Origin of the sequence: uncultured Sphingomonas sp. (genome assembly GCF_902806265.1) — a bacterium.
Lineage (GTDB): Bacteria > Pseudomonadota > Alphaproteobacteria > Sphingomonadales > Sphingomonadaceae > Sphingomicrobium.
The window spans coordinates 16,098-36,717 of the sequence record NZ_CADCVZ010000005.1; the positions used below are offsets into that span (position 1 = coordinate 16,098).

Sequence of the window (20,620 nt, forward strand, 5' to 3'; positions counted from 1 at the left end):
GCACCACACGAACAGGGAGCCTCCACATGACCGAACGCCGCACGCTCTACCCGCCGATCGAGCCTTACCGAACCGGCATGCTCGACGTCGGCGACGGGCACCGGCTCCACTGGGAGCTGTGCGGCAACTCCCAGGGCAAGCCGGTCGTCTTCCTCCATGGCGGTCCGGGCGGCGGCGCCAGCCCCGAGCACCGGCGGCAGTTCGATCCCGAGCGGTACAACATCCTCGTGTTCGACCAGCGCGGATGCGGCCGCTCGACGCCGCACGCGAGCCTGGAGGCGAACACCACCTGGTGCCTGGTCGACGACATTGAGCGGCTGCGCACCGAGGTCGTGGGCGTCGATAAGTGGATGGTGTTCGGCGGCAGCTGGGGCTCGACCCTCAGTCTGGCCTACGCGCAGACCTATCCGGAGCGGGTCGCCGAGCTTGTGCTGCGGGGGATCTTCCTGTTCGACCAGCATGAGATCGACTGGCTGTACAAGGAGGGCGGCGCCTCGTCGGTGTACCCTGATGGGTGGGAGCGCTTCGTCGAGGCGATCCCGGACGAGGAGCGCGGAGACCTCGTCGAGGCCTACTATCGCCGGCTGACCTCGCATGATCCCGAGGTGCAACTCGCTGCCGCCAAGGCGTGGAGCCGGTGGGAAGGCGAGACCGTGACGCTGCTGCCGAATGCCGAGGTGATTGAGGAGTTCACCGAGCCGCACAAGGCGATCGCCGTAGCACGCATCGAGAACCACTATATGCGCGCAGGCGGCTGGCTGGAGGAAGGCCAGCTGCTGCGCGGAGCCGAGAAGATTCGCGGCATCCCGGGCGCGATCGTGCAAGGCCGCCACGACATGTGCACCCCGCCCCGCGCCGCCTGGGCGTTGCACAAGGCGTGGCCGGAAGCCGAGCTCAACATTGTGCCGGACGGCGGGCACCTGTATAACGAGCCGGGCGTGCTGGATCGCCTGGTCCGGGCCACCGACAGGTTCTCGCGGTGACCGCCCCGGCGAGTTCCGGCTCCAGCGGCCATCGACGTCAGGGCTGGGCCCCGGCGCTCGCCGGAATTCTAGAGGTCCGGTAGCGCCTGCTTGGCCCGTCCCCAGCCCTTGAGCAGGTCGCTTTCCGCCCGTTCGATCAGCGTGTCGGCGTCGCGGATGGTGTAGATGTTGGCTCCAGCGAGCCCGTCCAGCTCCTCCCAGGCCACCGGCGCAGACACCGGCGCACCTTCGCGGGCGCGGGCGGAATAGGGCATCACCGCCGTCGCGCCGCGCTGGTTGCGCAGCCAATCGAGGAAGATGCGGCCCTTGCGCTGGACCTTGCGGATATTGGCGGTGAACATCTCGGGCTCGGCTTCCGCGATCGCGCGGGTGAAGCGCTCGGCGAAGCTCTTCACTGTTGGCCAGTCGCGGGTCTGATCGAGCGGCGCCACCACATGGATGCCCTTCCCCCCGCTCAGCAGCGGGAAGGTAGTGAGGCCGAGATCGCCGAGCAGCGCACGCAGCCGCACCGCCGCTTCCTTCACCTTGTCGAAGTCGAGGCCCACGTCGGGGTCGAGGTCGAACACCAAGCGGTCGGGCATCTCCAGCGGGTCGATGCGGCTGCCCCAACCGTGGAACTCGATCGTGTTCATCTGCACGCATTCGAGCGCGCCGATCGCCTCCTCGACATAGAGGTAGTCCTGCACCTCGCCGTCGTTCTCCGTAACGGGCACATGCAGCACGTGCGCACCCATGGTGCCGCTGTCGTGCTTCTGGAAGAAGCAGTGCTTGGAGCGGCCCTGGGGACAGCGGATCAGGGTCATCGGCCGCCGCGCGAGGTCGATCATTAGCAGGGGCGCAACCGCGGCGTAGTAGTTGGCGAGGTCGCCCTTGGTGAGCTCGTCCTCGGGGAACACCACTCGCTCGGGGCTGGTCAGGCGCAGGCCGAGGCTCTCCGCCGTCGCGCGCTCGCCCGTCTTCTCGGAGGCCTTGAGCCGCTTTGGCTGCTCGCGGACGACCTCCTTCGCCATCTTGTCCTCGCGCAGTGCGATAAAGCTGGCATGGCGCAGCACGCCTTGCTCGGTGAACTCGGCAAAGGCGACCTCGCACACCAGCTTCGGCTCGGTCCATGTTGTATCACGCCGGGCGGTCCGTGGCACGTCCAGCGCCGGCGCATCCAGCGCGAGCGGCCTCATCCGCTCGGACAGCTCCTCGATCTTCTTCGTATCGAATCCCGTGCCGACCTTGCCGGCGTAGCGGAGCTGACCGTCTTCGCGCACCGCCAAGTGGAGCGAACGGAAGCCGCGGCGCTTTTCGCTCGCCTGCCAGCCGACGATCACGAATTCCTGGCGCTGGATGCACTTGATCTTGAGCCAGTTGCGCGAGCGGGTGCCGCGGTAAGCGGCATCCGCACGCTTGGAGATGAGCCCCTCGCCGCCTTCCTTGCAGATCGCCTCGAACAGCTTCTCGCCGCGACCTACGACATGGTCGCCGTAGATGATCGAGGGCGGCGCGGTCTTGAGCAGCGCCGCCAACCGCCCCTTGCGCTCCAGGTTGGGCAGGCCGGTGATGTCCTCGCCTTGGTCAACCAGCAGGTCGAAGGCGTAGAAGGCGAGCTCCGGCCGGTTCTTGCCCGCCGCTGACGGTCCGCCCTTCAGCGTCGCCTGCATCAGCCCAAAGTCGGGCTTGCCGTCCTTGTTCAGCGCCACCGCTTCCCCGTCGAACAGGCAGCCGGCCGGCAGCTTGGCCGCGGCCTTGGTCAGGGGCGCGAAGAAGTCGCTCCAGTCCTTGCCGCCCCGCGTCCAGGCCAGCACCGAGCTGTCGCCTACCGCCAGCAAGAGCCGGTAGCCGTCGTATTTATATTCGTGCAGCCACTGGTTGCCGGCAGGCACCTCGTCCACCAACGTCGCCAGTTGCGGCTCCCGGAAATCGGGCGGCGCTACCCCGACCTTGCGCTTGGTTCGGCCGCCCTTCTTGCCGCCGCGATTGCTCTCCCACACGTCCTCGCCCGCGGCGATCTCGGCCATTGTGCGCTTTGTCGTGACGCTCACCAGGCACTCGTCGACCAGCGCGTCGCCGGCGTCCGCCTTGGCGTGCTCGTCGGTGACCTTCTTGAGCATCCACGCCTCGCCCTTGTCGCCGGGCTTGGGCCTCAGGCGAAACATGACCCACTCACCGTGCATCCGCTCGCCTTCGAGCGTGAAGTGGAGGTGGCCTTCCTCCAGCGTCAGCCTCGGATCCTTGTCCGGGTGCGGTACCCAGCGGCCGCGGTCCCACAGCATCACTGTGCCGCCTCCATATTCGCCCTTGGGGATCACGCCCTCGAAGGTGCCGTAATCGACCGGATGGTCTTCCGTCCGCATGGCCAGGCGATTGGTGGCCGGGTCGAGGCTCGGCCCGCGCGGCACGGCCCAGCTCTTGAGCACGCCGTCCAGTTCCAGCCGGAAGTCCCAGTGGAGGCGGGTGGCGTCGTGCTTCTGGACGACGAAGCTGTCGCCGCTGCCCTTGAGCTTGCGCCCTTTCGGCTCGCCCGTTTTCGAGAAGTCGCGCTTGGCGTTGTAGCTCTCGATGTCGAGACCCTTCGGCCGGGCCGCGCGCGCCATGCGTCAGGCCCGCTTCCGCCCGCCGGCCGCGACCTTCTTCGCGGGCGCGGGCGCAGCCTCCTTCTTGGGCGCGGCCGGCTTTCTCGCCGCAGGCGCTTTCTTCGGCGCTGCCTTCTTCTCCGGCCCGGGTGCATTGTCGTTGCGGGCGTCGTCGCCCAGGCTCTTCTTGAGCGCGGCCATCAGGTCGATGACGTTGCTGCCCTTCTTGGGTGCATCGTCGTCCGGATCCTGGATGATCACCTCACCCTTGCGCTTGCGCTTCTCCTCGATCAGGCCCTTCAATGCATCGACGTAGCGGTTGTGGAACTCGCCCGGCTCGAACTTGCCGGTCTTCTTCTCGATCAGCGTGGAGGCGAGGTCGAGCAGGTCAGGATCGGGCTTGGCGTCCTCGATCTCACGGAAGTAGCTCGACGCCTTGTTGACCTCGTCGGCGTAGCGCAGCGTTTCCAGCAGCATGCCGCGGCCGCAGGGTTTCAGCGCCACCACATATTCCTGCCCGCGCATCGCGAGCTGGCCCACGCCGACTTTCTTGCCCCCACGGAGCGCGTCGCGCAGCACGATGTATGCTTCCTCGGCGAGGTCGTCGGCGGGCACCACGAAATAGGGCTTGTCGTAGTAGATGGCGTCGATCTCGTTGGTGTCGACGAACTGCACCAGGTCCAGCGTCTTGCGGCTCTCCAGCTTGACGCTCTCGATCTCCTCCGGCTCGAGCAGGACGTACTCCCCCTTGCTCACCTCATAGCCCTTGACGATGTCGTCCGTGTTCACCGGCCCGACACCGGGCACCACCTTCTCATACTTGATGCGCTTGCCGGTTGGCTCGTGCACCTGATGGAAGGAGATGGCCGCGCCCGACTTGGCGGCCGAATAGATCTCGACGGGGATCGAGACCAGCGCCAGCCTGATCTGCCCGCGCCACGCCGGCCGTGCCGCCATCTCACCGCTCCTGCTCGTTTCGTTGTTGATCCGATTCAATAGCTGGCAGCCGGAGTCGTTCCGCCGCCGTTTGCAGCCAATGTGCCGTCGGTTCGTCGCAAGCGCGCGGCCGACCACTTGAAAGGAGGCCGCGGCCCGCAACACATTAGCCTTGTTATGATGCGCACCCTTGCCCTTCATGCCGTTACCTACGCCGTCCGCTCGCGTGGGCAACTGCCCGGGCTGGGCGGCTTCGGCGCCGACCTGTACCGCCGCGCGGCGAGCCTGCTCGCGCGGCTGGCGGTCGGCGGCATGGTTGCGGTGGTTGCCGCTATTCTGCTCGGCGCAGTGGCGACGAGCGGCGGGCTCGTGCAGTTGCTGGTGACGTCGTTGGCGGCCGTTGCCCTGTGGCTTCCCGCCTTCTTCCTGGTCTCGCGGATCGCCGAGTGGCGGCGCGGGCGCCGGCGCCGGGCCGCCTTGCGCAGGCCGTTCGAGCAAGCTGTGGCTGGCGGTCGAACCCCGGAGCCGGCCCGCCTCGATGCCGCATGGAGCGGCCTGGCGCAGGTCGCCGGCACCCGCGCGCCCGAAGTACGCAGGCTCGAACAACAGCTGGCCTCCGTTTGGCGGGCCCTTCCCGCTCAGTCGCTCGATCCGCAGGTGCATGAGCTGCAGCTGCTGATCGGCAAGCGCATCCCCGAGCTTATCGACACGCAGCTCACCTGCCTTCCGCTGCGCCGGTTCGAACGCGGTGCGGCGGTCGACGAGCTGCTGCACCTCCTGGCTGACTTCACCGCCGACAGCGTCGAGCGCTACGACCGGCTGGCGGGCTCCGGGCGCGAGCAGCATCAAGTGCTGCGGCGGCGGATCGAGGGCCACCTCGACCGGGACGGGTTCAAGCCGCTCAGCTGACGGTCTCGCCCACGCAAGCGGTTGACCCGTCGCCCGCCGCCATGGCAAGCGGTCGGGCACGCGGGTGTAGCTCAATGGTAGAGCAGAAGCCTTCCAAGCTTACGACGAGGGTTCGATTCCCTTCACCCGCTCCATCTGCCGCCTGACGGCGGAAGATGGAGCGCGCCGGGTCAAGCGACATGCCGGAGGCATGTCGCCCGGCGGGGATCGGCACGCGCCTTGGCCTTCGTCCCGGCCGCCCAAGGCTTCGGCGTTGACACGCCTCTCCCCCGCCGCCATTTGGCGCGCCTCACCTCGTGGAGAGGTGGCCGAGTGGTTAAAGGCAGCAGACTGTAAATCTGCCCGCGCAAGCGTACGCTGGTTCGAATCCAGCCCTCTCCACCACAGCCCCGAGCGGCTGCCGGGCGTTGACGAACTGATCGCTGCGGAGGTGCCTCATGGACAAGATGCCTGCCCTGTTCATCGGTCATGGAAGTCCGATGAACACGCTCGAGCGAAATGGCTTTACCGACGCGTGGCGGGCGTTCGGACAGCATCTGCCGAGGCCCCGGGCGTTGCTGGTGATCTCGGCGCATTGGTTCTTCGGTGCGACCGCCGTCACCGCCATGCCCGCACCCCGGACCATTCACGATTTTTATGGTTTCCCGCCGCAGCTGTTCGAGTTCGACTACCCGGCCCGTGGTGATCCGGAGCTGGCTGAGGAAGTCGCGGAGGTGGTCAAGCCCGAGTGGGTGGGCCTTGACCGCGACCAATGGGGATTGGACCACGGCACCTGGTCGGTGCTCGCACATATGTACCCCGAGGCAGACGTGCCGGTGGTGCAGCTGTCCATCAACGCCTTGCGCCCGCTCGACTATCATCTCGCCTTGGCCGCCCGCCTGGCACCCTTGCGCGAGCGGGGCATCCTGGTGGTCGCCAGCGGCAACGTGGTTCACAACCTCCGGCGGCTGCAATGGGATCAGCGCGACCTAGCGTACGACTGGGCCGAGCGGTTCGACGACGCAGCGATCGAGCAGCTCGCTCGCGAGCCGGGCGACGTTCTGCGCCTGCGGGAGCATGAGGATTACGACCTGGCGGTGCCCACGCCCGACCATTTCATCCCGCTGCTCTACGCCGCCGGCCTGGCCTCGGCGGCCGGGGCGCCGCTGGAGCCGCTGGTGCGCGGCTATGCGATGGGATCGGTCTCGATGACCTGCTACGGCCTCGGCGCGGAGCTCGCAGTGCGCAAGGACGCAACCTGCGCCGCCCCGCTGCCAGCGGGCGTGCCGCCGGACCAAACCAACATGTGACGGGCACCCTGGAACCGCGGTCCGGGACTAAGCGCTTCGTGCCGGCGCGAAGTTACGGGAGCACTCCGCCAGGATTGCGGCTATGCAGGAGCGGCTTGGCGTCAAACGGGGGAGAGAGGCCGCGTGAACAGCCGCCGTCAGATCGGCATCGCGTCGGTGATCATCGGAACTGCGGCCAGCCTGGCGCTGCTCTATTTCCTGCGTAACATCATCATACCTTTGGTTGTCGCCATGGTCCTGGTCGTTCTGGTCCAAGCCCTGGTTCGGGCGATCGGCCATCGGTGGCGCTGGATGCCGGACTGGCTGGTCGCGGTGCTCGCGGCTCTCACCATCATCGTCACCTCGGCGATCGCGATCTATGTGCTGGTGCAAGGGGTCACCCAGATGGTTGGCCAAGGCCCGGCGCTGGTCGCGCGCATCGAGGGCCTGTTGCAGGATGCGCGGCGGACCTGGGGCGTCGAACAGCCGCTGCATGTCTCGACGGTGATCGGCCAGGTCAGCCTGCCGCAGCTGGCGGGGCGGCTCCTGACCGGAGTTCAGGGCCTGTTCTCGGCGCTGGTGCTGGTGATCCTCTACTTCGTGTTCCTGCTCGCCGAACGGCAGAAGGTCGCACGCAAGGTCCGCAACATGGCGGCGTCACGGGCGCAGTCTTCCGCCATCCTGCAAGGCCTGGAGCAGGTCGGCGAGGACATCGAGACCTACATCTGGGTGCAGACCCTCACCGGATTGATGCTGGCCGGCGGGTCGGCGCTAATCATGTTCGCAGTCGGGCTCGACAACGCGCTGTTCTGGACATTCGTGCTGTTCCTCTTGTCGTTCATCCCGATCCTTGGAGTGACGATCGGCTCGGTCGCGCCGGCGCTGTTCGCGCTGCTGCAGTTCCCGACATTGTGGCCCGCGATCATCATCTTCGGTGGTATCCAAGTCATCGCGTTCGTGGTCGGCAATCTCGTCTATCCGACCATGCAGGCGCAGACCCAGAACATCAGCCCGGTGGCAACGCTGCTGTCCCTCGCTTTCTGGACCGCGCTGTGGGGCATGCCCGGTGCGTTCCTGTCCGTCCCGCTGACCCTGATCCTGATGCTGATCTGCGCCAAGTTCGACAGCTCGCGGTGGGTCGCGGTGCTCCTGTCCAACGATGGCGCGCCTTACGCCTTGTCTCATCAGGCACGAGCGGACGCTGCTCGGCACCGACACCAAGACGCGGAAGCCGAAGCCTAGTCCAGCCGACGCAGCCTTTCTTCGCCCTTGCGATCGTGCTCGGGAACCGGGGCCCCGTTGCGAGGCGTTCCTCTACCCTCACCACCCTGCCGCGGGAGAATGGCATGCGCGTCGCCCTGATGATCGGAAGCCTCCGGGAGGGTTCGTATAACGCCCGGGTCGCGCACGCCATGACCCGGCTCGCTCCGGCAGAGGTGCAGTTCGCCATAAGCCGAATCGACGATCTGCCTCCCTACAACCAGGACGACGACAAGGATCAGGCACCGCCCGTGCGGCGGCTGAAGGAGGAGATCGCGGGCGCCGACGGAGTGATGTTCGCGACGCCCGAGTACAACCGCTCGGTTCCCGGCGTGCTCAAGAACGCGATCGACCACGCCTCGCGGCCCTATGGCCTCGGCGCGTGGGCGGGCAAGCCGGCCGGAATCCTCGGCGTGTCGGTCGGCGCGATCGGCACCGCTACCGCGCAGCAGCATCTCCGAAATATCCTGGCCTACCTCGACATGCCGACGCTCGGCCAGCCCGAGGTCTTTCTGCAATGGAAGGACGGGCTGGTCGACGAAGGGGGCAACATCGGGGAGGACAGCCGGGAGTTCCTGGGCGACTGGATCAACAAGTTCCTGGCCTGGGTGAGGCTCCACCCCCGACGGTGATGGCGCGCCGGCACCCTTCGCGGTCGCGGCGGTGGCAGCCATCGGCAGCAGCGCATCCTTGTCGGGCTGCCAGCCCTCCAGGTCGACCGGCTGCTCTAAGCGTTTGTCACGCACCGAGCTGGCCCTCCGCGCCGAATCAATCGGCATGGGCCGAGGCCAATTGGAAAGCTGCCGTCGGCGGTCGAACGTTCGAACCTCAAAAAGCTCGATTCCCGTGCTCCAACTATGGTAGCGGGACAACATGCTTGCCGCCGAACAAGTGAATGAAAGCCAACGAGTAATGAGCCTTCGCCGAGGCTTGGAGAAGAGCGCGGGAGAACCCCCGGCCCACGCGGCAGAGCGTGTTGGACGGCTGTCCGAAGGGCAGCTCCAGGTTCTCCGTCTGGTCGACGAACACCTGAATTCCAAGGAAATCGCAGCCGAACTCGGCATTTCGCCGCATACTGTGGACCAGCGCATCCGCGGGGCGATCAAGACGCTTGGGGTCTCCAAGCGCCAGGAAGCGGCCCGGCTGGTGGCGCAGGCGCAGCCATATCAACGATTGATACATCAACCGTCGCACATCGACGAACCGGGCGAACCCGGCGAAACGGATGGGGCGATCAGTTTTCAGATTCGGCACGCTGATCGTGCAGGAGGGGTCGGGCCCATCGGCCTCGAAACCGAGCAGGGGACGCTGGTGTCCCGGCCCTTCCTGGTACCGCCGTGGTCAACCAGGAGTCATCCCCGGAACGAGATGAGCGTGGGCCAGCGGCTGTTGTGGATCCTGTCGATCGCAATGGGCGCCAGCTTCTCAGCCGGCATGTACCTCGCGGGTCTCGAAAGTCTCGCCAGGCTGGCCGGTCACTAGGTCGCCCGCTCTATCTTCTCCGGCCAACGGTCCGAAGCGCCTAACGCGCCTTGTCGGAGAGGAGAGATCATGCGCAAATTTGAGATCCAGCAGTCAGCCCGCGAAGTCGCCACGCAGGTTCGCGCCGTGGAGGACTGCATCGAATCCGCACTTATCGAACTGGCCGAGCTGCAGAGCCGCCTGATCCGCGCCCGCGCCGTCGCCGGCGTCGGCATCGGCACCGGCCATGACGCGCTCGCCCAGGTCGCCTCGGCGCTGCAGGGGCTGGTCGCGGCGCGGGGCGATATGGCCGGTGCCCACGCGTCGCTGGTCGAAGCCAAAAACCAAGTCCCCGGACTGCGGACGGTTGGGTTCGGTGATGGCGGGGAATGCCCGCCGCAGAAGGCTCAGCTGCGCGCCGTTGGCTGATCCGAAGGACACAGCCAAACCATGTTTGGCGAGCTTAGCTCTTTGAACGCGATGGGGGGACGATGATCAGGATCGTCATTTATTGGGCTCTTCTGCTCATCGTCCTCTTTGCGGCATTCCGGCAAGGCGATCGAGAGACCCGTGGCGCCGCGCTGATTTGCCTGTGCGCTACCCTGTTGTCCGTCGTTCTCGTCACGCCCTATGCAGCCGGCTTCAAGCAGGTGGAGACCTGGGTGGCCCTGGTCGACATCGGCGTTCTGCTGGCGTTCGTGAGCATCGCAGTTCGTTCTGACCGCTTTTGGCCGCTCTGGGTGAGCGGTCTTCAGCTCACCACCGTACTGGCCCACGCGCTTCGCATTCTGCAGCCCCAGTTGGTGGATCTGGCGTACGCGGCGGCCATGCGGTTCTGGAGCTATCCCATTCTCCTGATTTTGGTGGTCGCGGCTTTACGCACCGGCCGCTACGGAACATTGAGGCCTTCCTCCAGCTAGTTGCTTGCGTCGGCATCGCGGCTACAGCGCGGCCATGAGCCCGGTCCCGCTGCCAACCATCGCCCTTCTCGACGCGCTGGAGGAGCCGGCTCTGCTGGTTCACCGGGAACGCACGGTTGCTGCCAACGGTGCGGCGCTTCGCCTGTTGGGCGAGAGTATCCTGGCTACCGACGTTCGCCTCGCGATCCGACAGCCGCAGGCGCTCCGCGCAGTGCTCGCGGCTCGTTCCGCCGACCTCGAAGTCAGCGGCATCGGCGGGCTGGAGCGAAGCTGGGACATGCACGTCCGGCCGCTTGAGCCGGAGCTTCTGCTGGTGCGGCTTACCGACCGTTCGGCCACCCGGGCCGCCGAGAAGATGCGGGTCGATTTCGTCGCCAACGCCAGCCATGAACTGCGCACGCCGTTGGCCACTATCATCGGCTATTCCGAGACCTTGGCCGAGGACGGCGGCCTGGCGCCCGAGCATCGCGGCCGCTTCGCCCGGACGATTCATGACGAGGCGCGGCGCATGCTGCGGATCGTGGAAGATCTGATGAGCCTGTCGCGGGTCGAGGCGGATCGCTTTGTTGTGCCGGGCGGACGGGTCGACTTGGGCGAGGTCGCCCGGATTGCTGCCGGGAACGGGCAACACCTAGCTGCCAGTCGCGGATGCCGGATCGTCGTGGAAGTGGACGATGGGCTGAACCGTGTTCCCGGCGATCTCACTCAGCTGGTGCAACTCGCCGACAATTTGGTCGGCAACGCCGTCCGCTACGGCTGCAGCCCGGCCGCGCCCGAGGCGACCGTGCGGGTGCAGCGCGAGGGCGATGGCGTTCTGCTCAGCGTCAGCGATCGTGGGGACGGCATCGCCGCGGTTCATCTCCCCCGGCTGACCGAGCGCTTCTACCGGGTGGATGCGGCGCGCAGCCGCGCTTCGGGCGGCACCGGCCTGGGGCTCGCCATTGTTAAACATATCGTCGAGCGGCACCGGGGCACGCTCACCATTGTCAGCGAGCCAGGCGAGGGAACCGAGGTGCAGGTGCGGCTGCCCAAGTCCTGAACCTTGTCACAAAACCGCAAACTCAGCGTCACACAGACGACCGAGCCTGCTGGGTAGAGGCGCGTGGGGAGCGGGCTTCGCACGCCCGCTAGGGAGTTTAGCTGATACATGAACAAGATTGCTCTTGCGCTGCCTTTGACAGCGCTTCTCGTAGCCTGCGGCAGCGGGGGCGAAGGCGGCAGCGGTGGCAGCCAGGGTGGCGCCGCCGGTGAACTGCAGGCGGTCGGCTCATCCACTGTTTATCCGTTCACCACGGCCGTCGCCGAAAGCTTTATGCGGGCTAACCGCGGCACCCGCGTGATCGTCGAGTCGACGGGTACCGGGGCCGGCATCAAGCTGTTCTGCGGCGGGGTAGGCGAGCAGTTCCCGGACATGGTCAACGCTTCGCGCGCCATAAAGAAGAGCGAATATGACGCCTGCACCGCAGCGGGCGTTCGCAACGTGATCGAGCTGCCGATCGGCATCGACGGCCTGACCCTGATCGAGGCGAACGGCGCGCCGCAGCTCAAGCTGACCGTTGCCGACATCTACAAGGCGATCGCCGCCAATCCGTTCGGCAAGGGTACCAACACCGCGCAGACCTGGCGGGACGTCAATCCCTCGCTGCCGCCCGTCAAGATCCGGGTGCTCGGCCCCCCACCTACTTCCGGCACGCGCGACAGCTTGGCCGAGCTCATCCTCACCAAGGGTTGCGAAAGCGATCCCGCGATGAAGGAGCTCAAAAAGACCGACGAGGCGCAGCACAAGGACGTCTGCACCAAGGTTCGCGAGGACGGCCTGTTCGTTGAGGCCGGCGAGAACGACAATCTACTGGTGCAGAAGGTTGCGGGCGACCCCGGCTCAGTGGGCGTGCTCGGCTACAGCTTCCTGGCGGAGAACGCTGACAAGATCCGCCCAGTCGAGATCGGCGGCGTGCTGCCGACGGAGCAGACGATCCAGAACCTGAGCTACCCGGGTGCCCGCAAGCTCTACGTCTACGTCAAGGGCGAGCATCTGCAGGCCAAACCGGCGCTCAAGACCTTCACGGCGGAATATGCCCGCATGTGGGGTTCGGGCGGCGAGCTGCAGAAGCGCGGGCTGGTGCCGTTCGGCGGTGCCGAAGCGCAGGCAGCGGCTGCGCAGGCGAGCGCCATGCAGCCGCTCGACGCGGCCGCGCTGAAATAGTCGGGAAACGGCGGCACCGTGACCCTGACGATCGCGCTTGCCGCCGTTCTGGCGATTGCCGTCGCTTTCGCTTACCTGGGCCGCAGCAGGGCTCGGGGTATGCGCAGCGGTGGATCGCGCCTTAACAGCCTGCCGGCCTACCATGCCGGCTACGTCTTTCTATGGGCAGCCCTGCCTGCGCTGCTCGCCCTGGCGGCTTGGTCGCCGATCCAGAACCGATTGGTCGAGCAGGCAGTCCTTGCCAGTCCGGCTGGGCAGCAGCTGCCCGAGTTCGACATGGTGCGCGACACCATCCTGTCGGAAGCCTACGAGATCGCTGCGGGCCAGCGGGAAGCGGGGTTCAATCCGGAATCGACGGCGCTTGCGCCGGTCTACCGCGCAACACTGGCGCATTACGCCTGGATCGGCGGGGGGCTCGCGATCCTGCTGGCGCTGGCTGGCGGTGCCTGGGCCCTGACCCGGGTGCATCCGGGCTTTCGCGCCCGCAGCGGCGTCGAGCGCTGGGTGATGGGCGCGCTGGTCGGGGCCTCGCTGATCGCCATTCTCACCACGCTTGGGATCGTGCTGTCCCTCCTTTTCGAGTCGCTGCGCTTCTTCTCCATGGTATCGCCCTCGGAGTTCCTGTTCGGGACGCAGTGGTCGCCGCAGACCGCGCTGCGGGCCGACCAGGCCGGAAGTTCGGGTGCGTTCGGCTCCATTCCGCTGTTCTGGGGCACCATCTTCATCGGCGCGATTATCGCCATGATCGTGGCGATCCCGCTCGGCCTCATGAGCGCGATCTTTCTGACCCAATATGCGCCGGCCAAGCTGCGGTCGGTGCTCAAGCCGGCGCTGGAGATCCTCGCCGGGGTTCCGACGGTGGTGTATGGCTATTTCGCCGCGCTGACGGTCGCCCCACTGGTGCGCGATCTTGGCATTGCGCTCGGCATCGGCTCGGCTTCGTCCGAAAGCGCGCTGGCCGCCGGCCTAGTGATGGGCATCATGATCATCCCCCTGGTGTCCTCCATGGCCGACGACAGCATCGCCGCCGTTCCCCAGTCGATGCGCGACGGCAGCCTGGCGCTGGGCGCCACCCGGTCGGAGACGATCAAGAAGGTGGTGCTCCCGGCCGCCCTTCCCGGCGTGGTCGGCGGCGTTCTGCTGGCGGTCAGCCGGGCGATCGGCGAGACCATGATCGTGGTCATGGCCGCGGGGCTCGCCGCCAACCTGACGATCAATCCGTTCGACAGCGTGACTACCGTGACCACGCAGATCGTTCAGTTGCTCACGGGCGATCAGGAATTCGATAGTCCCAAGACGCTCGCCGCGTTTGCGCTCGGCTTGGTGCTGTTCCTCATCACGCTGGTCCTGAACCTTATCGCGCTGCGGGTGGTTCGCAGGTATCGGGAAGCTTATGAATAGCGTTGCCCTCACGCGCTGGTCCGGCGAGGACGCGCAGCGCCGCGTGGCCAAGCGCTATGCCGCCGAACGCCGGTTCAAGCTGCTCGGCCTGCTCGCCGTCGGTATCAGCGTGGCGTTCCTCGTCTTCCTACTCGCCACCATGCTCGTCCGCGGAGTGGGGGGGCTGAGCGCGACGTTTCTCGCCGGGTCCGACTCGACCGACCCGGCCATGGCGGGCGTTTGGGGCGCGCTCAAGGGCAGCTTTCTGACGATCCTGGTGACGATCGGTCTGGCCTTTCCAGTGGGGGTGCTGTCCGCCGTCTACCTGGAAGAGTTTGCACCGCGGAACCGCTGGACTGACCTTATCGAGGTCAGCATCAACAACCTTGCCGCGGTGCCGTCGATCATCTTCGGCCTGCTCGGGCTCGCGGTGTTCCTGAACGTGCTGCACCTGCCGCGCTCGGCCCCGCTGGTGGGCGGGCTGACGCTCGCGCTGATGACCATGCCGGTGATCGTGATCGCCGGGCGCAACGCGATCAAGTCGGTGCCCCCGTCGATCCGCGACGCGGCGCTGGGCGTTGGCGCATCCAAGATGCAGGTCGTGTTCCATCACGTACTGCCGCTCGCCCTGCCCGGCATCCTGACCGGCACTATCATCGGCATGGCCCGCGCGCTGGGCGAGACCGCGCCGCTGCTGATGATCGGCATGCGCGCCTTTATCGCCGCGCCGCCTCAGGGGATCAGCGACCCCGCAACGGTGCTGCCCGTCCAAATCTTCCTCTGGTCGGACGAGGTCAGCCGCGGCTTCGTCGAGAAGACCAGCGCCGCCATTATCGTGCTGCTCGTCTTCATGCTGCTGATGAACGGCCTCGCCATCTATCTCCGCAACCGCTTCGAGCGCCGCTGGTAGACCCATGACCATGACCCAGGAAAAACAGCCGATCACCACCAACTCGGCGGTGCCCTTCCCGTCCACCGCCATCGCTGCCGACGCGGCGCGCGACGATGCGGGGATCGCCAAGGAGGATGCGGCCTGGACCGACCGGCCCGAACCGGCTGCGGGACCCGCGCCGATCACGGTCGAAACGCCCTCGCCCGAGCCGCAGGACACGGCCGAGCCTGCCGCCGGGCGCACGCCCAAGATGCGGGCCGACCGGGTCAGCGTCTTCTATGGCGACAAGCAGGCGCTCAAGGATGTATCGATCGAGGTGCACGACGATCGCGTGACCGCCTTCATCGGACCGTCCGGCTGCGGCAAGTCGACTTTCCTGCGCTGCCTCAACCGGATGAACGACACCATCGCCGGGGCGCGGGTCGCGGGCCAGATCGAGCTCGACGGCCACGACATCAACGCGCCCGACATGGACGTGGTGCAGCTCCGCGCCCGCGTGGGCATGGTGTTCCAGAAGCCCAACCCCTTTCCCAAATCGATCTACGAGAACGTCGCCTACGGCCCGCGCATCCACGGGCTCGCCCAGGGCAAGAGCGAGCTGGACGGCATCGTCGAGAAGTCGCTGCGGCGCGCCGGCCTGTGGGACGAGGTCAAGGATCGACTGCAGGAAAGCGGCACCGCCCTATCCGGCGGTCAGCAGCAGCGCTTGTGCATCGCCCGGGCGATCGCAGTCGATCCGGAGGTGATCCTGATGGACGAGCCGTGCTCGGCGCTCGACCCAATCGCCACCGCCAAGATCGAGGAGCTGATCCACGAACTGCGCGGGCGCTACGCCATCGCCATCGTCACCCACAATATGCAGCAGGCTGCGCGCGTCTCTCAACGCACCGCCTTTTTCCACCTCGGCGAGCTGATCGAATACAACCGCACCAGCGATATCTTCACCAACCCGCGCGAGCAGCGCACCCAAGATTACATCACCGGCCGCTACGGCTGATCGGAGCTTCATACCCATGGCGACCCAGGGACATACGCTGAAGGCGTTCGACGAGGATCTCGACCGGCTGCGCGCGCTCATCAGCGAGATGGGCGGGCTGGCCGAGCACGCCATCGGCGAGGCGATGCGCTGCCTGGTCGACCGCGACGTCGACGGCGCGCACCGAGTGATCGAGGACGACAAGAAGCTCGACGCGCTGGAGATCGAAACGGAAAAGCGGGTGGTGCAGCTCATCGCCCTGCGCGCGCCCATGGCCGGCGACCTCCGCGACGTCGTCGCGGCCCTCAAGATTTCGGGCGTGGTTGAGCGGATCGGCGATTATGCCAAGAACATCTCCAAGCGCGTTGCCGTCCTCGAAGACGCCGGCAAGATCGAACCCTTGTCGTTGCTGCCCGAAATGGCTCGCATCGCTTCACAGATGGTGCACGAGGTGCTGAACGCGTTCGTCAATCGAGACGCGGAAGCCGCGCTCCGAGTGTGCGAGCGCGACAAGGCCGTTGACGATTTCTACGACAGCATCTTCCGCACCCTGCTTACGCACATGATGGAGGACACGCACTCCATTCGTCATGCCACCCACCTGCTGTTCGTCGCCAAGAACCTGGAGCGCGTCGGCGACCACGCCACCAACATTGCCGAGATGGTCTACTACGCCGCAACCGGGCGCCACATGGGCGAGCGGGTCAAGGGCGCGGACTCAGTGGCGGCTTAAGCTGCGCCGGGGCCATCCTTTGCTCGTCCTGCGCGAAGCGCGAGCGTGAAGTCCAAGGGCGAGCGAGGAAAGCCGTGACCAACCGCCACCTTCTGCTGGTCGAGGACGACCGGCCGCTCGCCGATCTCATCAGCTTCCACTTCGAGCGGGCCGGCTATAACATCACCCGCACCGGCGATGGAGAGGAAGCGCTGATCCTGGCCGACGAGGTCAAGCCCGACCTGGTGCTGCTCGACTGGATGATCGAGGGCGTCAGCGGCATCGAAGTCTGCCGCCGCCTGCGCCGCCGTCCGGCCACGGCCAACCTGCCGATCGTCATGCTCACCGCCCGCGGCGAAGAAGCGGATCGCATCCGCGGGCTGGAGACGGGCGCCGACGATTATGTCACCAAGCCGTTCAGCCCGAAGGAACTCGTCGCCCGCGCGGGTGCCGTGCTGCGCCGGGTCCGGCCAGCCCTGGCCGCCGAGACGCTCGAGTACGCTGGGCTGGAGATGGACCTTGCGGGGCATCGGGTGCGCCGCAGTGGCCGCCCGGTGCAGCTCGGACCGACCGAGTACCGGCTGCTGCGCCACTTTCTGGAGAACCCGGGCCGAGTCTTCTCGCGGCAGCAACTCTTGGAGACCGTCTGGCCGCACAGCGAGGAGATCGAGCTGCGCACGGTGGACGTGCACATCCGTCGGCTGCGCCTGGCGATCGGCGAACCCGACCTGATCCGGACGGTCCGCAGCGCGGGCTATGCGCTTGACGCCGACGGCTTGAGCTAAGCAAAGGGCGGCATGTCCCGCCGCAAGAAGTCGCACCAGTCCCACGGCACCGCCAACCGCCCGCGCTTCTGGGGCAAGCATGCGGTGGCGGCGGCGCTGGACAACCCGGAACGACGGGTGCTGAAAGCCTGGGCGACGCAGGAAGCGGCCGAGTTCATGCAGTTCCCGGCCGACCTGCCCGTGACCATGGCAGAGGCGCCGGACCTCGGCCGCCTCGTGCCGGGCGACGCGCCGCATCAGGGCGTGGTCGTGGAGGTCGAGCCGCTGGAGGACGTCTGGCTCGGCGACCTGCTCGCCCAGGCGGACGAGCGGGCGGCGCTGCTGGTACTCGATCAGGTCACGGACCCGCACAATGTCGGGGCGATCCTGCGCTCGGCCGCTGCCTTCGGCGCGCTGGGCATCGTTACTCAGGACCGTCACTCGCCACCTGAGAGCGGCGCGCTGGCCAAGGCCGCGTCGGGCGCGCTGGAGCGGGTGCCATGGGCGCGGGTCGTCAATCTAGCTCGCGCTCTGGACGAGATCGCCGAAGCGGGTTTCTGGCGCATCGGCCTGGCCGGCGAGGCCGACAGCGACCTCAAGGATGCGCTGGGGCCGGCCAAGGTAGCGCTGGTGCTGGGCGCGGAAGGGCCGGGCATGCGGCAGAACACGCGCGAACATTGCGACGCGCTTGCCCGCCTGCCGATCAGCGATGCGGTGGAAAGCCTCAACGTGTCAAACGCGGCGGCGGTAGCCCTCTATGCCGCGAGCGTAGCCTGATGGTCCGCACGCGCGACAGCCTCGACGCCGGCCTTGCTCACCTCCAGGCCGCCGAGCCCGCCTTCGCCGCGGTGCTCGACCGCCACGGCCATCCCGAGCCGCGCAACAGCGAGCCGGGCGCCGCGACCCTGATGCGGACCATCGTCGGGCAGCAGGTCAGCGTCGCCGCCGCGAGGTCCATGTGGAGCAAGCTGGAAGCCGCCTACGGCTCGCCGCCGGATCTCGGCCGCGTCTTGCTGGCGAGCGACGAGGAGCTGCGCGCGCTCGGCCAATCCCGGCAAAAGGCCGGCTACCTCCGATCGCTCGCGCAGCTGATCGTCTCGGGCGAGCTCGACCTCGACAAGCTACCCGACGACGACGAGGAAGCGGTGGCACTGCTCACCCGGATCAAGGGCATCGGCCGCTGGTCCGCGGAGATCTACCTGCTGTTCGCGGAAGGCCGCGCCGATGTCTGGCCCGCGGGCGATCTTGCTGTGCAGGTGGAGGTCGGTCGGCTGCTCGGCCTCGAGGCCAAGCCGAGCGAAAAGGCGCTGCGTGAACTGGCCGAGCCCTGGCGCCCGCACCGCGGCGCCGCCGCCGTGCTCGCCTGGCACAGCTACAATTCGGTGGGAACGGCGCTTTAGCGGCGCACGCCGCCGGGTAGCGATCGCGCGACCATCCCGCGGAACTCGCGCGGACCCGGATCGGTGCGCAACGGCCCGAGCTTCTCACTGTCAGCCGCTCCGCGCCCGATCAGATACGCCCTGGAGGTGCGACCCATGCTGTTGCCGGCGCGGTAGACGACGTTTAGCGCTACCAGCGGAACCAGCACCCGGCCCTCGCCGGCGGCATATTCGCGGAACGCTGTCCGGGGCATCCGCACCACCGTCTGCAACACGGCTTGGTCGAGCGGCGCGATCATCTCGGCCGCCTGCGGCTGCGGGTCGGGCCGGGCGAAGAAGGTGGCGAGCTCGCGATCCTGATCGGGCCCGGCGTTCAGGGGCAGGACCTCCACGCCCACCTGCCGGGCAGGCACGCTGCCGCTATTGGCAACCACCAGCTGCAGATGGAGCTGGAGCTCTTCCTCCGTCAGCGCGGCGGCCGCGACTTGCACCTCTAGGTCCAGCCATGGCCGCAGCCGCGTCGACACGATGCCTACGCCCTTGGGATGGCTAAGCGCGAGGGCCGGTGCGGGCTGCGCGGAGGGCGCCGCAGCCCGAGGTGCGGCGGGCCGCGGCTCCGGACGGGGCGCGGGCGGTGCCGGAGCAGCGCCGGCAAAGGCCAAGGCGCCGTCCTCAAGCTGACCATCCGAGCCCGTGCGCCGCCGGCTCCACAGGAACAAGCCGCCGGCAATCACCACTGCAAAGGCGAGCAGCCACGGCCACATGGAAGCGCCGTTTTCTTCGCTGACCGGCGGTGGCAGAGCCGGCACGGCCGGCCCGCTAGGTGGCGTACCAAAGCCCGGCGAGTTGAAGTCAAAGGATGCGGACGGCGCCGGAGTTGGTGGCGGCAGCGCGAGCGAGGTGGTCGGGGCAGCTGCGGTCGCAGGCGCGGACCCGGACGCGGGCGCGCTGCCAGCCGGCGCGCGCTCCGCCACGCCCTCCCGTTCAGTGGGCGAGTTGGTGACCGGCGTAGGCGTCCGGCGCGCGACCGCGGGACGATCGGGGCTGGTGACCGGAGCGCTCTGCTGCGGCGGAGGTTGCTCGGCCGGCTCGGTCCGCTGAGTGTTTGATCCGCCCAGCGAAAAGTCGCGCAGCTGCTCGGGACCGACGGTGCCTTCGCGCGGCGGTGGCGGCGGCGCGACCACATTGCTCTGAGCGGACGCGGGCGCCTCGGCCGACGCGACCAGCGCGCCGACAAGCAGCAGAACAGGCAAGCGAAATCCGCAAAACACTGACGGTGATCGAACCTCGTTAGAGCCGGCGGGCCATTGAAGCGCTGCCGCGCGGCGCCTGAACCCAGCCTGTGTCAGCCGCGCCTCATGCCCTGCCGAGCGCAGAGGCACAAGCATCTCGTGCCATGCCCAGCGCGGCGCGCAATCGGTTGGGCGAATTGGCGCTTAACTCAAACGGAGCCCCGCCGCATAACGCACCGCCTTTTCTGCGTAATGTGCGGCGGAGGCCTGCAGCACCGCCACTTCCCGTTCATTCAGCTGCCGCGCGATCCGCGCTGGTGCACCGACGATCAGCATGCCGGGCTCGAACGTCTTGCCCTCCGTCACCAGCGCGCCGGCGCCGACGATGCAGCCGGGTCCGACCAGCGCGCCGTTCAGCACCCGCGCGCCCATGCCGATCAGGGCTCCGTCCCCAACCGTGCAGCCGTGCAGTGTCGCCTGGTGCCCGATGGTCACCCGGCTCCCGATCACCAGCGGCGCATGCGGGTCGGAGTGGCACACGGACCCGTCCTGGATGTTGCTTTCCTCGCCCACGATGATTGGCGTGTTGTCCGCGCGGATCACCGCCCCGAACCAGACGCTGGTCCGCGCGCCCAGGCGAACGTCGCCGATCAGGTCGGCAGACGGCGCGGCCCAAGCTCCCGCGGCCAGCACAGGCTCGCGGCCTTCCCAATGATACAACGGCATGGCCGCGAGCGTAGCGGTCACCCTGTCCCCATGTCGATGAACTTGTGCTTTGCGTGCG

Annotated in this window: 21 protein-coding genes and 2 tRNA genes; 19 read left to right on the plus strand and 4 right to left on the minus strand. The window is 67.4% G+C overall.

Annotated elements, in window-relative coordinates; translation table 11 throughout:
• The first annotated feature begins 26 nt into the window (after window positions 1-26).
• Entirely contained in the window at window positions 27-983 is a 957-nt protein-coding gene (gene pip / locus QZX62_RS01450) for a prolyl aminopeptidase (protein WP_294171617.1), read from the plus strand.
• Window positions 984-1,051: 68 nt separating this feature from the next.
• Here the strand turns inward: pip and ligD are convergent, their stop codons facing one another.
• Window positions 1,052-3,565, minus strand: a complete 2,514-nt coding sequence (ligD, locus tag QZX62_RS01455) for a DNA ligase D (protein ID WP_294171618.1) — start codon at window positions 3,563-3,565, stop codon at window positions 1,052-1,054.
• Between the two features lie 3 nt (window positions 3,566-3,568).
• Window positions 3,569-4,501 carry a Ku protein gene (locus tag QZX62_RS01460; RefSeq protein ID WP_294171620.1) on the minus strand — a complete coding sequence of 311 codons (933 nt, stop codon included), beginning with the start codon at window positions 4,499-4,501 and terminating at the stop codon, window positions 3,569-3,571.
• Between the two features lie 156 nt (window positions 4,502-4,657).
• Between QZX62_RS01460 and QZX62_RS01465 the strand changes: the two genes are divergently transcribed.
• From QZX62_RS01465 to QZX62_RS01550, 18 genes are all read left to right on the plus strand, one after another.
• A complete protein-coding gene (locus tag QZX62_RS01465; protein ID WP_294171622.1) occupies window positions 4,658-5,389 on the plus strand; it encodes a hypothetical protein in 732 nt (243 codons plus the stop codon).
• Window positions 5,390-5,449: 60 nt separating this feature from the next.
• Window positions 5,450-5,523 (plus strand) — tRNA-Gly (locus QZX62_RS01470).
• A gap of 164 nt (window positions 5,524-5,687) precedes the next feature.
• Window positions 5,688-5,773 (plus strand) — tRNA-Tyr (locus tag QZX62_RS01475).
• Window positions 5,774-5,826: 53 nt separating this feature from the next.
• The gene (gene ygiD / locus QZX62_RS01480) at window positions 5,827-6,678 is read left to right on the plus strand and encodes a 4,5-DOPA dioxygenase extradiol (RefSeq protein ID WP_294171623.1); all 852 of its coding nucleotides are present in this window, start codon (window positions 5,827-5,829) and stop codon (window positions 6,676-6,678) included.
• A gap of 123 nt (window positions 6,679-6,801) precedes the next feature.
• Window positions 6,802-7,899: an AI-2E family transporter gene (locus QZX62_RS01485; RefSeq protein ID WP_294171626.1), complete on the plus strand. Its 1,098-nt coding sequence runs from the start codon at window positions 6,802-6,804 to the stop codon at window positions 7,897-7,899.
• Window positions 7,900-8,003: 104 nt separating this feature from the next.
• The gene (locus QZX62_RS01490) at window positions 8,004-8,549 is read left to right on the plus strand and encodes an NADPH-dependent FMN reductase (protein ID WP_294171627.1); all 546 of its coding nucleotides are present in this window, start codon (window positions 8,004-8,006) and stop codon (window positions 8,547-8,549) included.
• Between the two features lie 241 nt (window positions 8,550-8,790).
• Window positions 8,791-9,399 carry a helix-turn-helix transcriptional regulator gene (locus QZX62_RS01495; protein WP_294171629.1) on the plus strand — a complete coding sequence of 203 codons (609 nt, stop codon included), beginning with the start codon at window positions 8,791-8,793 and terminating at the stop codon, window positions 9,397-9,399.
• Window positions 9,400-9,468: 69 nt separating this feature from the next.
• A complete protein-coding gene (locus tag QZX62_RS01500) occupies window positions 9,469-9,807 on the plus strand; it encodes a hypothetical protein (RefSeq protein ID WP_294171630.1) in 339 nt (112 codons plus the stop codon).
• 62 nt (window positions 9,808-9,869) lie between these two features.
• The gene (locus tag QZX62_RS01505) at window positions 9,870-10,298 is read left to right on the plus strand and encodes a hypothetical protein (RefSeq protein WP_294171632.1); all 429 of its coding nucleotides are present in this window, start codon (window positions 9,870-9,872) and stop codon (window positions 10,296-10,298) included.
• A 34-nt stretch (window positions 10,299-10,332) separates the two neighbouring features.
• Window positions 10,333-11,337, plus strand: coding sequence for an ATP-binding protein (locus QZX62_RS01510; protein WP_294171634.1), 1,005 nt, complete (start codon window positions 10,333-10,335; stop codon window positions 11,335-11,337).
• 135 nt (window positions 11,338-11,472) lie between these two features.
• Window positions 11,473-12,501 (plus strand): substrate-binding domain-containing protein, encoded by a 1,029-nt coding sequence (locus QZX62_RS01515; protein ID WP_294171635.1) that lies wholly within the window; start codon window positions 11,473-11,475, stop codon window positions 12,499-12,501.
• Window positions 12,502-12,525: 24 nt separating this feature from the next.
• Entirely contained in the window at window positions 12,526-13,902 is a 1,377-nt protein-coding gene (pstC, locus tag QZX62_RS01520; RefSeq protein WP_294171683.1) for a phosphate ABC transporter permease subunit PstC, read from the plus strand.
• Window positions 13,895-14,791, plus strand: a complete 897-nt coding sequence (gene pstA, locus QZX62_RS01525; protein WP_294171636.1) for a phosphate ABC transporter permease PstA — start codon at window positions 13,895-13,897, stop codon at window positions 14,789-14,791. Before pstC ends, pstA begins: the two co-directional genes overlap by 8 nt.
• 232 nt (window positions 14,792-15,023) lie before the next feature.
• Entirely contained in the window at window positions 15,024-15,770 is a 747-nt protein-coding gene (pstB, locus tag QZX62_RS01530; RefSeq protein ID WP_294171684.1) for a phosphate ABC transporter ATP-binding protein PstB, read from the plus strand.
• 16 nt (window positions 15,771-15,786) lie between these two features.
• Complete coding sequence (gene phoU / locus QZX62_RS01535) at window positions 15,787-16,482, plus strand: phosphate signaling complex protein PhoU (protein ID WP_294171637.1); 696 nt, start codon at window positions 15,787-15,789, stop codon at window positions 16,480-16,482.
• Between the two features lie 74 nt (window positions 16,483-16,556).
• Window positions 16,557-17,246, plus strand: a complete 690-nt coding sequence (phoB, locus tag QZX62_RS01540) for a phosphate regulon transcriptional regulator PhoB (protein WP_294171638.1) — start codon at window positions 16,557-16,559, stop codon at window positions 17,244-17,246.
• A 12-nt stretch (window positions 17,247-17,258) separates the two neighbouring features.
• The gene (gene rlmB / locus QZX62_RS01545; protein ID WP_294171639.1) at window positions 17,259-18,002 is read left to right on the plus strand and encodes a 23S rRNA (guanosine(2251)-2'-O)-methyltransferase RlmB; all 744 of its coding nucleotides are present in this window, start codon (window positions 17,259-17,261) and stop codon (window positions 18,000-18,002) included.
• Window positions 18,002-18,625, plus strand: coding sequence for a DNA-3-methyladenine glycosylase 2 family protein (locus QZX62_RS01550; RefSeq protein ID WP_294171640.1), 624 nt, complete (start codon window positions 18,002-18,004; stop codon window positions 18,623-18,625). The genes rlmB and QZX62_RS01550 overlap by 1 nt, the downstream gene beginning before the upstream one ends.
• On the opposite strand, the gene QZX62_RS01555 is transcribed toward QZX62_RS01550, so the two are convergent.
• Both QZX62_RS01555 and QZX62_RS01560 read right to left on the minus strand, forming a co-directional pair.
• Entirely contained in the window at window positions 18,622-19,857 is a 1,236-nt protein-coding gene (locus QZX62_RS01555; RefSeq protein WP_294171641.1) for a hypothetical protein, read from the minus strand. The two genes, QZX62_RS01550 and QZX62_RS01555, sit on opposite strands and share 4 nt — an antisense overlap.
• Window positions 19,858-20,040: 183 nt before the next feature.
• Window positions 20,041-20,562, minus strand: a complete 522-nt coding sequence (locus QZX62_RS01560) for a gamma carbonic anhydrase family protein (protein ID WP_294171685.1) — start codon at window positions 20,560-20,562, stop codon at window positions 20,041-20,043.
• Window positions 20,563-20,620: the final 58 nt, after the last annotated feature.